Below are 12,388 nucleotides of genomic sequence, written 5' to 3' on the forward strand. Positions count from 1 at the left end.
CGGATGCCCGAAATTCCCCGGCCGTTGGCGCGCATCCTTCCGGCGCGCCGGGCGGTTTACCTGATGGGCACTTGCCGGGGGGAAGCGGTGAGTGACACCGGCCAGGGCCACCAGGGCGGGACGGGACCCACGGACGACAGCAGATTGCGAGCACCGGTGCGGAAGAAGCGGCTTCGCGGCGGCCAGCGCGAACAGCAGACCACAGGAGTTCCGGAGCGCACCGCCCGCGTACGCAACCGGCTCATCGCCTCCGTGGCCGTCGTCTCGCTCACGGCCCTGGGGGCGGCTGCCTTCGGCATCGCCGACGCCATACGCGACCTCGGCGACTCCCGGCGCCTGGCCGCCCTCGCCAAGGCCGACGTCAGCGCCGTCGCGCTCGCCCACTCGCTCGCCGACGAACGCGACACCATGACCGAGTACGTGGCCGCCGGCCGCGGCGCCGCGTCCACCTCGCCCGCCGTCACGGAGGACCAACGCGCCCGGGTCGACCGGCAGATCGCCGCCTTCCGCCGCGTCGCCCCGGCGTCGCTGCGGCACCGGCTCGACGGCCTGCCCGAGGTCCGCCGTCTGGCCCTCACCGGGCCCGGTGACGCGCCCGCGACCTCCGCCGCGTACAGCGCCGTCGTCCGCGCCCTGCACGACGTCTCCGCCGACCTCGGCCACGGCCTGCCCGCCCGTGCCCAGTCCGGCGGCGCCCTCGCCCTGCCCGAGCTGGGCCGCGCCGTGGAGGCCGCGTCCGGCGCGCGGGGCCTCCACCTCGCGGCCCTCGCCGCGCGCGGCACCCAGGAGCGGCTGAGCGCCCTCGCCCAGCAGACCGTCGTGCGGGAGCAGACGGCGCTCGCCGACTTCCGCCGGCTGGCCCCCGGCGAGCTGCGCGAGGAGTACGCCCGTACCGTCGGCGGACCGCAGGTCGCCGCAGCCGAGGCCCGGCTGGCGCGGCTCGCCGTGCGGCCCCAGCCCTCGGCGGCCGACGTGGAGCGGCCCGGGCCCGTACGGGCCGAGCTGACCGCCCGCGTCGACCAGATGCGCGGTGTGGAAACCGGCCTCGCCACCGAGGAGATGGCCCGCCTCGCCGGCCTGCGCGACCACGACGTGACCGCCCTGGAGGTGCGCTGCGTCCTCGCCGCGCTGGGCTTCCTGCTGGTCCTCGGCGTCAGCGTGCAGACCGCGCGCTCGATGACCCGCCCGCTCGCCGCGCTGCGGGCGGGGGCACGGCGGGTGTGCGCCGACCCGGTGCCCGCCAAGCCCGTCGCCTTCCACGGCCGCGACGACGAGTTCGCCGAGATCGCCCGGTCGCTCAACGTCCTCCACGGCACCGTCGTCCGGCTGCGCGAGCGCATCGGGCTGCTGGAGGGCGAGCGCACCCGGATGGACGTGGCCCGCCAGGACCTCGCCGACGAACGCGACGTGCTGCGGGCGAAGTTCACCGAGGTCACCGAGCAGATGTCGGGGCTCTCCGGGCGTGTGCACAGCACGTACGTGAGCCTCTCCCAGCGCACCCTCGGGCTGGTCGAGCGGCAGCTGACCGTCATCGAGTCCCTGGAGGCCCACGAGGCGGACCCCGACCGCCTGGAGGTCCTCTTCAAGCTCGACCACCTCGCCACCCGCATGCGCCGGCACAACGAGAACCTGCTCTCCCTCGCCGGTGTCGAGCACCACAGCAGCCACACCGCTCCCGTGCCCCTGCTGGACATCCTGCGGGCGGCCGTCAGCGAGATCGAGCGGTACGAGCGCGTGCGCATCCACTCCCTCCCCGCCCGGTCCCAGCTCGCCGGCTTCGCCGCCGACGACATCAGCCACCTGGTCGCCGAACTGCTGGAGAACGCCACGGCGTTCTCCCCTCCCGACGTCCAGGTCCAGGTCTCCGGATGGCTGCTGGAGAACGGCGAGGTGATGCTCTCCATCCAGGACGAGGGCATCGGCATGGCCCCCGAGCGGCTCGACGAGCTGAACGTCCTGCTGGCCGAGGCCGACCCGGAGCACCGGCGGACGGAGTGCGCCGAGAGGGGCGAGCCCGTCATGGGGCTCGGGCTGTACGTGGTGGCGCGGCTCGCGGCCCGGCACGGGGTCCGCGTCCAGCTGCGCGAGCAGCGGCCGGGCGGCATCACCGCGGTGGTCGTCCTGCCCTGCCACCTGCTGCCCGCCGAGTCCCCGGCCCTGTCCGACCCGGCCGCCGCGCCCCCGGTGCCGGGGGCCGCGCGGACGGTGCCGCACGTGGACCTGCCGGGGGTGGTGGCCGAGTCCAACTCCCACACCATGCCCGGCCGCTCCCCCCTGTCCCACGCGCACCGGCACACCGCGCCGGTGTTCCAGCAGGACGAGCAGACCATCCAGCTCACGACCGTGCGCCAGCCCCCACCGGGCCCCGTGTCGCGCCAGACACCGCCGGCGGGCCACGACGACCCGCGCTCGGCCGCGGGCCGGCACGCCCGCCCGGGACCGGCGTCGTACGCGGGCGGGGCGTCCCACCAGGCGATGTCCCACCAGACGCACGAGGGCAGCAACCGCGTGCACCAGGGCCATCAGGGCCCCCACACACCACCGGGACAGCAGGGCTTCGGGAGCCGGGGGCCGCAGGGCCACGGGCCCGCCGCGGTGCCCCACCCGCGCCCCGCGCCCCGGCCGGACCCCGTCGTGGGGCCGCTGAGCGGGATGCACGGCGGACCGCACGGCGGCCCGCACGGCGGCCCGGCGGGCGGCGGGCTGACCGGCACCGGCCTGCCCAGGCGGACGCCCCGCGTCGTGCCGCAGAAGCCGGTGCCGCTCAGCGTGCGGCAGGGCGTGGACGCCGAGGCCCTGCGCCGCAAGCTCGCCGGCTTCCAGCAGGGCGCCCGTGAGGGACGGCGCGACGCGGAGGCGGAGGCGGCGGGGTACGAACGCGGCCGTGCACGGGGCACGGACCGGACACGAGCGGGGGCGCCGGACGAGGGCGGCACTGTAGAGGAGGCACGCGGGTGACTGCATTTTCCCGGGGGACGACACCCCTCACCCCCATCGACACCGCAGGTGTCACTGCCCTGGGGCTGAGCGACGAGGCGCGCAGCCTGCACTGGCTGTTGACCGACCTGGTGGAGGAGGTGCCCGGCGTGCTGTCCGTCGCCGTGGTCTCCTCCGACGGGCTGCTGTTGCTGTCCTCCTCACCGGAGCGCACGGCACCGGCGGGCCCGGCGGGCGCCCCGCAGCCGTGCGGCGCGCGCGGGACGGAGGGGCCGCGCGGCTCCACCGCCGACCTCGCCACCATCGTGGCGGGCCTCGGCAGCCTCACCACGGGCGCGGCGGCCCTGATGGACGGCGGCGTCGTCAAGCAGACCATGGTCGCCATGGACGGCGGCGGCCTGTTCGTCATGACCATCAGCGACGGCTCCCTGCTGGGCGTCCACACCGCGCCCGACTGCGACATGAGCATCGTCGCCTACCAGATGGCCCTCTTCGTCGGCCGGGCCGGGCACGTCCTGACCCCCGAACTGCGCCGGGAGCTGCGCCAGTCGGTGGAGGCCGTCGGATGACCACCGCCCCCGGCTCGCTCGCCCCGGCGCCCGGTCCGCCACCGGACCGCCGGACCGCGCGCGTCCGCCCGTACTCGCTCACCGGCGGACGCTCCCGCTTCGGCCACGTCCTGCTCGTCGAGACCTTCGTGGCCGCCGCGGGCACGTGCGCCGGCGCCGGTCCGTCCGAGCCGGCCTCCGGGGGGCTCGCCTCGCGGGTCATGCCCGAGGTCCGCGCGATCATCGGGCTGTGCCGCCGGCTGCGCTCGGTCGCCGAGGTCTCCGCCCTGCTGAAGATGCCGCTGGGCGTCGTGCGGATGCTCCTCGGCGACCTGGCCGACCAGGGAAGGATCCGCGTGTACGGCACCGGTCACGCCGTCGGCCGGCCCGACCGCGCGCTGCTCGAAAGGGTGCTGAGTGGACTCCGCAGACTCTGACGAGAAAGACGTCGTGACCGGCACGGACGGGGCGGTGGCCGCCGGTGCCGCGGACGCGGTGGCGGACGCGGTGGCGGACGCGGGCGACCCGGCCCCGGACGAACAGGCCCGCGGCTGGCAGCTGGACCTCTCCCGCGCCCCCAACGCCACGAAGATCGTGATCGCGGGAGGGTTCGGCGTCGGCAAGACGACGTTCGTCGGCTCCGTCTCCGAGATCACCCCCTTGCGGACGGAGGCCGTCATGACCACGGCCGCCGAGGACGTGGACGACCTCACCGCGGTCCCCGACAAGGCGACCACCACGGTCGCCATGGACTTCGGCCGCATCACCCTCGACGCCGACCTCGTGCTGTACCTGTTCGGCACGCCCGGCCAGAAGCGGTTCTGGTTCATGTGGGACGACCTGGTGCGCGGAGCCATCGGCGCCGTCGTCCTGGTGGACACGCGGCGGCTGGCCGACTGCTTCCCCGCGCTCGACTACTTCGAAAGCGGCGGCCTGCCGTACGTCGTCGCCGTCAACCACTTCGACGGCGCCACCCGGCACGCCCCGGAGGTGGTCCGCGAGGCGCTCGCCCTGCCGGCGGACGTACCGGTCGTGACCATGGACGCACGCCGGCGGATCACGGTCGTCGAGACGCTGCTGACCCTGGTGGGCCGGGCCCTCGCCGTCACGGACACCGGCCCCCAGGAGCGGAGGTGAGCGCGCCGTGCGCCGGATCCTGATAGTCGGAGCAGGCCAGTCCGGGCTCCAGCTGGCCCTCGGCCTCCAGGCCAAGGGCTACGACGTGACCGTCATGTCGAACCGCACGGCCGAGGAGATCCGGGCCGGGCGGGTCATGTCGACCCAGATCATGTTCCGCACCGCCCTGCGGTACGAGCGCGAGCTGGGCCTCAACTTCTGGGAGAGCCTCGCCCCCTGCGTGGAGGGCCTCGGCCTGTCCGTCGCCGGCACGGTGCCCGGCGTCGCGGGCGTCCAGCGCCTGGTCGACTGGGTGGGCCGGCTCGACGGCTACGCCCAGTCCGTCGACCAGCGGGTGAAGATGGCCGGCTGGCTCGACACCTTCGCCGAGCGCGGCGGCCGGCTCGTCATCCACGCCGCGGCCGTCTCCGACCTGGACTTCCTGGCCCCCCGCTACGACCTGGTGCTGGTCTCGGCGGGCAAGGGCGAGCTGGTGTCCCTCTTCCCCCGGGACGCCGCCCGCTCGCCCCACGCCACGCCCAGGCGGTCCCTGGCCCTCGCCTACGTCCACGGCCTGGGCCCGCGCGCCGAGCACCCGGAGTACGACGCGGCCCGCTGCAACCTCGTGCCCGGCGTCGGCGAGCTGTGGGTCATCCCCACGCTCACCACCTCCGGCCGCGCCGACATCCTCTTCTGGGAGGGCCTGCCGGGCGGCCCGCTCGACGTCTTCCGCGACGTCGACGGCCCCGGCGAGCACCTGGCGCGCACGCTGGAGCTGCTGGAACGGTTCGTGCCGTGGGAGTACGGGCGGGCCACGGCCGTGGAGCTGACCGACGCCCGGGCCACCCTGGCCGGCGGCTACACCCCGGTCGTCCGCGACCCGGTCGGCCGGCTGCCCTCCGGCGGGCTGGTCCTCGGCGTCGCGGACGCGGTCGTCGTCAACGACCCGCTCACCGGCCAGGGCTCCAACTCGGCCGCCAAGTGCGCGGCCTCGTACCTCGCGTCGATCGTCGAGCGGGGCGACGCCCCCTTCGACGCCGACTGGATGCGGACCGCCTTCGACCGCTACTGGGCCTCGGCGCGGCACGTGACGCGGTGGACCAACACGATGCTGGCGCCCCCCGCCGCCCACGTCCGGGCCCTCATCGCCGCGGCGGCCGGCGCGCAACCGGTCGCCGACCGCTTCGCCAACGGCTACGACGACCCGTCGGACTTCGCGCACTACTTCTTCGACGCGGCGGAGGCGGAGGCGTATGTGGCACAGGTGATGAAGGAGCTGAGGGAGTCGAGGGACCCCACGGAGGGGCCGCCGGTGAGGGCGGCGAACAGGGCCGGCCCGCCCGGCGGCGCGGCCGGGCGCTAGGGGGTGCCCGATGGGTCGGCACGGGCCCTGCGGAGCCGGTACGGCACCTCGCTGCGTTGTCGCATCAGCCGAGGACGCCCGGTCCGAGGCAGATGCTCCGCCTTGCGATCTACCGCACCGACCACCGCAGGACCCGCACCGACCCATCGGACACCCCCTAGGGGAGCGGGCCCAAGACGCCGCCGTGGTGGTCCGGTCGGCGGTCCGGACGCGGCGCGAGGGGCCGTCGCCTCGGGGGCCGTTCCTCAACGGCGGTGCGCCGGTCTCGCGCCCGGGAGGCGCAACCGCAGCCGTCCCGCGGCCGCCCCGCCGCCGCTCCCGCCCTCGACGCGGCGCAGCTCGGCCAGTTGTCCGGGCGAGAGCGACGCCAGCAGCTTCTCGACCGCACCCAGCCGCTTGCGCACCGCGTCCTTCTGCTTCCTCTGTTCGGCGGTGAGCGTCTGCTGGACGTTCAGCGCGTCCCGGGACCGGGAGGCGAGGGTCGCGGTCCGCCTCGCGTCCTGCGAGAGCCGGCCGATCACGGCCGCCCGGCTGTCGGCCGCCCGGTCGATCTGGTGCCGCGTGTCCATCGCCTGCCGTGCGTCGGAGCTGAAGAGGAACCGCAGCCACGGCGCCGCCGCCGCGCCGCCGCCGTCCCGGTACTGCGCCCTGGCCAGCCGCCCGGCGTCGACGCGGCCCGCGTTCAGGGCGACGCGCGCGCCGGCCAGTTCCTCGCCCAGCCGGTCGACCACGGCGCGCTGCTTCTTCAGCTTCTCGCGGGTCGCGGCGTAGGCCTCGCCGGCCTCCTCGGCCTTCCGGTACAGCGACTGGAGCTGCGTCAGCAGCGCGCTCACCGGCCGGCCCGGCGGCGCGGCGGGCGCCGCCCCCGCGGGCACGGTGGGCACGGCGAGCACGGCCGCCCCGGCGGCCAGCGCCACCGTGCGCACCGAGCGGACGAGGCGACGGGACGGGGACACGGACTCACCTCCGGTTACGGGCCTGACGGTGCCGTGGAGGATCGTGGCACGCACCCCCGCGCAGATATGACTAGTGCGACCGGTAAGGGGCGAAACGGCGCAACGCGCTCACCCCTGAGGGGGCGTCCCGTCCTCGGGGGCCCGGCCGGACGGCGGCGAGGGACGCCGCGACCACGGCCAGCGCAGACCGCCTCCCGGCCTTCCCTCGGGGTCGTACGCGTACTTCCACCCCCTCGGCAGGCCCAGCCGCCGGGTGGTGCCCGCGGGCACCCGCCGGTAGACGTGCACCGTCGGGGCGGCGCCCTCCTCCGCGGCCGGCACCGGGACCGTGTACGTCTTGGGCGGCAGGCCCGTGTGTCCCAGGAGCACGGACAGCACGCGCCCGTCCAGTGGGCCGCCCTCGAAGGGCGTCTTCTCGCTTCTCACGCAGTCAGTGTCCGTCAGCCCCGCCCGTGGGCCGTCATCAGGTGGCGCCGGGGGGGCCCGGCGTCACCCGGAGGGCCGGGCGGCCGCCCGGCCCCGGCCGCCGGTCACATCAGGTGGGCCGCCTCCGCGACGACGGGGGCCACGCGCCGGGCCAGATCGCCCACCGGACCGTCCGCGGGCTCCATGGCCAGGGCCGAGCGCGTCACGCGGGCGGTCTGCGGGTCGCTCGCCGCCGTGGCCGTGAGCAGGGCCACGAAGTGGTCGACGAGCCAGTCGCGCAGCTCCTGCCGCGGGGGCTGTTTCTCCTCGTCCAGCCAGATCAGGGAGGCCGCCTCGACGGCCGTTATCCACGTGCGGACCATCATCCGCAGCCGCACGCCGGGAGCCGGCACGGACAGGTGCTTGAGGATCTGCGCGGCCGCGGCCCGGCGCACCTCGTCGACGATGGCGCCCGTGCGGGAGGTCTCGGCGACGCTGCCGCCCTGCAGCAGGGCGCTGAAACCGGCGTCGTGCTCGTCGACGAAGGCGAGGTAGCGGTCGAGGGCGGCGGCGAGGCGGCCCGTGAGCGGGCCGGTCTGGGGCTCGGCGAAGCAGAGTTCGAGGTCGTCGGCGGCGCTGCGCAGGGCGGCCTCGTACAACTGGGCCTTGCCGCCGGGGAAGTAGCGGTAGACGAGCGGCCGGGACACCTCCGCGGCGGCCGCGACGTCGTCGAGGGAGATGTCCTCGGGCGCGCGGTGCGCGAAGAGCCCGAGCGCCGCGGTGATGAGCTGGGCGCGCCGCTCGGTGACGCTGAGCCTGCGGTAGGAGGCGGTTCCGCTGCCGGTCATGCCTGGCAGGGTAACGGTCGCGGCCTCGGGCGGGGCTGGGGCGGTCGGTCGGCCGGCGGGGCACCGGGCGGGCGCCGGGACCGGCTCAGGCCAGCAGCCCCGAGCTTCTCCACAACCGGCGCCCGGCCCCTCGGAGCAGGCCGAGGTCGTCCAGGAAGTCCGTCAGCCGCCGGGCCCCCGTCCGCATCACCTCCCGCCGGTGGGCGCTGGCTCTGACCTGGGCGAGGGCCTCGCGGCGGTCCAGGCCCACGTTCGTGTAGACCTGCGGGTTGACGAACGCGCGGGAGAAGACGCGGGCGGCCTCACCCGCGCTGATCCGCGTGAGCTCCGCCTCCCAGCGCGGACAGGACACCATCTGGCGGCGCAACTCCTCCCGGGCGTAGCGGACGTGGCGCGCCTCCTCGACCACGTGGATGCGGGTGACGCCGCGGACGAGCGGCTGGACGCGCTCGTCGGGGAAGGTCAGCCGCTGCATCCAGTCGAGGATCTCCTCGCCGAGCAGGGTGCAGGTGAAGGAGCCGGGCGTGGTGGAGACCGTCTTCAGGAAACGGCCGAGGTTGTGGTGCGTCCGGGAGACGGGATAGGCGGGCGCCCCACCCTTGTGGATCATGCGGGCGAACATCTGCGAGTGCCGGCACTCGTCGGCGATCTCGGTGAGCGCGTACCGCACGTGGGCGCTGGTGACCGGCTTGTCGTAGACGTGCCGGACCAGCAGCTGCATCAGGATGATCTCGAACCATATGCCGAGGGAGGCGAGCGAGGCGGCCTCGTGCCGGGCCAGGTCCATGCGCTGCTCCTCGGGCATCCGCCGCCACAGCGGGGTGTCGTAGAGCGAGACCAGCTCGGGGGGCCAGTACCACTTGCCGTCCTCGGGGGGCGCGTCCCAGTCGAGTTCGGTGTCGGGGTCGTAGGAGTGCTTCGCGGAGGACTCGAGCAGCCGCAGGGCGACCTGTTCGCGGTCCTTGAGCGGGCCGAGCGCGTCGTGCGGCGGGTGCGTGGGGTGCCGGTGGAGCGGATGTGCGTGCCGATCGGGCGCGGTCGTCATGGCCGATTCCACCTCATGTTCGGTTACCGCCGGTACGGCCTTATAAGACAACTTGTCAGTAACAGCCGTCAACCCCTCGGGACGATGCCCGTACCGCTCATTGACCGGGCGGTAACCACCGTGTGAGCCTGCCAACGACCTGTGGGCGCACGGCAGAAGCAAGGTTCGGAGGCGTTCATGACGACGCACGAGCTCTACGCGCACGACCCGGGGTCCCGGGGGTGGGAGGTGCCCGCCACCGGCGCCGCCCGCTTCGGCTGGGACTACGACGACGGCCGCGAACGGCTCCTCGCCCTCTACCGGAAGGGCAAGGACAAGCAGTGGGACGCCGACAAGCGCATCGACTGGGACGAGGAGGTGGACCCCTACGATCCGCTCGGTGTGCCGGACGCCAACCTGCCGGGCCACGGCAGCCCGTACTGGGACCGCATGGGCGCCTTGGGGCAGCGGGAGCTGCGCCGGCACTTCGCGTCCTGGCAGTTCAGCCAGTTCCTGCACGGGGAGCAGGGCGCCCTGGTGTGCGCGAGCCGCATCGTGGAGTCCGTGCCCGACCTGGACGCGAAGTTCTACTCCGCCACCCAGGCCATGGACGAGGCCCGCCATGTGGAGATCTACAGCCGCTTCCTGCACGAGAAGATCGGCATGCTCTACCCGGTCAACCTCAGTCTTCGCTCCCTGCTCGACAGCACCTTGCGCGACTCCCGTTGGGACATGCCCTACCTGGGGATGCAGGTGCTGATCGAGGGGCTGGCGCTCGCGGCCTTCGGCATGCTGCGCGACAACACGAGCAAGCCGCTGCCGAAGCAGATCCTCGCCTACGTGATGCAGGACGAGGCCCGCCACGTCGCCTTCGGGCGCATGGCGCTGCGGGACCACTACCGCCAGCTGTCCGCCGCCGAACTGCGCGAGCGGGAGGACTTCGTGATCGAGGGCTGCCATCTGATGCGCGACCGGCTGCGCGGTGACGAGGTGCTGGTCGATTTCGGAGTGCCGGCCGCCGAGGCCGCGGCCCTGAGTGAACAGTCCGAATATCTCCGGCTGTTCCGCAAGCTTCTTTTCAGTCGCATCGTGCCGTGTGTGAAAGATATCGGCCTGTGGGGTGAAAGGCTTCAAAGGGCCTATGTCGACATGGGGGTATTCGACCTGGGCGCCTGCGATCTCGACCGGTTGATGGCCCAGGACGAGGAGCTGGCGGAACGGCTTGACGTGCAGCGATTCGCCCGGGAGGAAGCCGCGCGCACGGCTGAGATCGCCGAGGTGATATCGGAGGCATAACAGCGGTGAGGCAGCTGCGAATTTTTGTCGCAGTTCTGTGCGCAACGGTGAATTGTGGAACTCCGTGCAGTACATGGCCGTCTACGCGGGCAGGACACACTCGGGTGCACGAGGGGGAGTGGGACGTCCATGGCTCGATTGATGGCCCGACGGCGGAACATCGTGATCGCGGCGGGGTCGCTGCTGGCTCTCGCCGGAGTGATATCCGGGACGGTGGCCGTGGCCACACAGGACACCGACGGCATGGGGGGCGTGAGCGCACAGGGGTCGGCGTCCCCGGACGGCAAGGGCGGAGGGGGTGCTTCTGCGGTGCCCTCGGACGCCCTCCCGTCCGGCCCGGTGTCGGCGTCGCTCGCGCACGAGACGGAGCGGGGCGGCAAGAACGTCGCCCTCACGATCGACGACGGACCGGACCCGGTCTGGACCCCGCGGACGCTGGCCGTCCTCAAGCAGAACGGCGTCAAGGCCGTCTTCTGCATGATCGGCCCGTCCGCCAGGGCCCACCCCGATCTCGTCAAACAGATCGTGGCGGCCGGCCACCGGCTCTGCGACCACTCGGTGGACCACAACACCGCGATGGACAAACGCTCCGAGGAATACCAGAGGCAGCAGGTGCTCGACGCCAAGAAAATGATCGAGGAAGCCGCCGGCGGCACCGCGGCGGTCCACTACTACCGGGCCCCGGGCGGTGCGTTCACCCCTTACTCCCGGGGTCTTTCCGCCGCCAACGGAATGCGTCCCCTCGGCTGGAACGTGGACACCCACGACTGGCAGCGACCGGGAGTCGACCGCATCGTCGCGACGGTGAAACGAGAGGTGCGGGAGGGCCCGATCATCCTCTTCCACGACGGCGGGGGAGAGCGCAGCCAGAGCGTCGAGGCGCTGGCGCGCTGTATTTCCTGGCTGAAGGAGGAGGGCTACGGCTTCGACTTCCCGAAGGTCTGATCCGGTCCGGACCACCCGGGCCCGCCGTTGCGTCGGCGCACTCTAGCCGATGTGCCGGCCCGGGGGGCCCGAAACGGCATACAGGGCGCGTATGAACCCTGTCCGGCGCTAGGCTGCCGGCAGCTTCAGTCGTCCCTCGGCTCACGCGGACGCCCCCGCCCATCTTGGCGGGGGCCGGGGAGTTGCTGTCCCCGACCTGTCGAGGCGAGGAGGCTGGGGCTGTATGGCACGACCGGAGAACAGGCGAAGGGTTCGTCGTCGGCGCCCGTCCAGTGACTGGGTCCACCTGGCGGCGGCGGCCCTCACCGCGGTCACTGCCATCGCGGGTGTGGTTGACCAGCTCCTGCGCTGACGCGCAAGGCTGATGAGGTCCCGGACGACGGGTTGGCGCTCACGTGGTGGGCCCGGCCGCCGTATGTTCGGCCGGGCCCACACAACGCCCCGCGCATGACAGGCCTGGCCCTGGGTGGCTCCAGGGCCAGGCCTTTCGCGTCCTGCGCGAGAGCCTGAACCTCCGCTGACGACACGCGGAGCCACCGCCAGTTCCTGGCGTACGACCAGCTGGCGGGCGAGCCTGACTGTCTCCCCAACTGTAGCAACGGGCCGGTGGGCCGAGAATGGCCGAGGGTTACGCCGCAGGTCACACGGGTGGCGCGGATCGGGTCCCCAATTGGCGCAGGGTGGCGAGGGGGTGGCGAATCCGCGGGTTCTTTTTTGCTTCCGCAGGTCGGAGGCGTGCGGGGGTTGGCGAATGGGGTGGCGGAGTCTGGCGAAGCCTGGCGAAGTGCGTGGGGGTGGGTCGGGGGCGTGAGAAAAGACTGAAGGGCCGTTCGTTTGCGCGGAGTTGGCGAGGTCCCTCCCGGCGCGGGAGGCCCATGGGCGCCGCACGCCGCTCCTTGCCCTTCGACGAGTCACCGGCTTCCGGGTCTGACCCGGCGACGGGGCCGCCG

At 73.7% G+C, this 12,388-nt stretch carries 11 protein-coding genes; 7 read left to right on the forward strand and 4 right to left on the reverse strand.

The annotated features are described in order from the left end of the window. Positions 1–87: 87 nt before the first annotated feature. Genes CYQ11_RS30690 through CYQ11_RS21550 form a run of 5 tightly spaced genes read left to right on the forward strand, consistent with a single transcriptional unit; the run spans position 88 to position 5,964 of the window. Positions 88–2,958: a sensor histidine kinase gene (locus CYQ11_RS30690; RefSeq protein ID WP_275666422.1), complete on the forward strand. Its 2,871-nt coding sequence runs from the start codon at positions 88–90 to the stop codon at positions 2,956–2,958. Between the two features lie 35 nt (positions 2,959–2,993). Then, positions 2,994–3,506: a roadblock/LC7 domain-containing protein gene (locus tag CYQ11_RS21535; protein ID WP_099201659.1), complete on the forward strand. Its 513-nt coding sequence runs from the start codon at positions 2,994–2,996 to the stop codon at positions 3,504–3,506. Further along, complete coding sequence (locus tag CYQ11_RS21540) at positions 3,503–3,922, forward strand: DUF742 domain-containing protein (protein ID WP_099201193.1); 420 nt, start codon at positions 3,503–3,505, stop codon at positions 3,920–3,922. Before CYQ11_RS21535 ends, CYQ11_RS21540 begins: the two co-directional genes overlap by 4 nt. A gap of 58 nt (positions 3,923–3,980) precedes the next feature. Continuing rightward, entirely contained in the window at positions 3,981–4,622 is a 642-nt protein-coding gene (locus CYQ11_RS21545) for a GTP-binding protein (protein ID WP_240003605.1), read from the forward strand. A gap of 7 nt (positions 4,623–4,629) precedes the next feature. Continuing rightward, entirely contained in the window at positions 4,630–5,964 is a 1,335-nt protein-coding gene (locus CYQ11_RS21550) for a styrene monooxygenase/indole monooxygenase family protein (protein ID WP_181143743.1), read from the forward strand. A gap of 245 nt (positions 5,965–6,209) precedes the next feature. Here the strand turns inward: CYQ11_RS21550 and CYQ11_RS21555 are convergent, their stop codons facing one another. The 4 genes from CYQ11_RS21555 to CYQ11_RS21570 form a co-directional block, all read right to left on the reverse strand. Continuing rightward, a complete protein-coding gene (locus CYQ11_RS21555) occupies positions 6,210–6,920 on the reverse strand; it encodes a coiled-coil domain-containing protein (protein ID WP_099201191.1) in 711 nt (236 codons plus the stop codon). A 108-nt stretch (positions 6,921–7,028) separates the two neighbouring features. Then, positions 7,029–7,346 (reverse strand): DUF8847 domain-containing protein, encoded by a 318-nt coding sequence (locus CYQ11_RS21560; protein ID WP_099201190.1) that lies wholly within the window; start codon positions 7,344–7,346, stop codon positions 7,029–7,031. 104 nt (positions 7,347–7,450) lie between these two features. Further along, positions 7,451–8,173: a TetR/AcrR family transcriptional regulator gene (locus CYQ11_RS21565; RefSeq protein ID WP_099201189.1), complete on the reverse strand. Its 723-nt coding sequence runs from the start codon at positions 8,171–8,173 to the stop codon at positions 7,451–7,453. An 85-nt stretch (positions 8,174–8,258) separates the two neighbouring features. After that, positions 8,259–9,218 (reverse strand): AurF N-oxygenase family protein, encoded by a 960-nt coding sequence (locus tag CYQ11_RS21570; protein ID WP_099201188.1) that lies wholly within the window; start codon positions 9,216–9,218, stop codon positions 8,259–8,261. A 177-nt stretch (positions 9,219–9,395) separates the two neighbouring features. Between CYQ11_RS21570 and CYQ11_RS21575 the strand changes: the two genes are divergently transcribed. After that, entirely contained in the window at positions 9,396–10,493 is a 1,098-nt protein-coding gene (locus CYQ11_RS21575; RefSeq protein ID WP_099201187.1) for a ferritin-like domain-containing protein, read from the forward strand. A 129-nt stretch (positions 10,494–10,622) separates the two neighbouring features. After that, a complete protein-coding gene (locus CYQ11_RS21580; RefSeq protein WP_099201186.1) occupies positions 10,623–11,438 on the forward strand; it encodes a polysaccharide deacetylase family protein in 816 nt (271 codons plus the stop codon). Positions 11,439–12,388: the final 950 nt, after the last annotated feature.

It is taken from the genome of Streptomyces cinnamoneus (assembly GCF_002939475.1).
Classification (GTDB): domain Bacteria; phylum Actinomycetota; class Actinomycetes; order Streptomycetales; family Streptomycetaceae; genus Streptomyces; species Streptomyces cinnamoneus_A.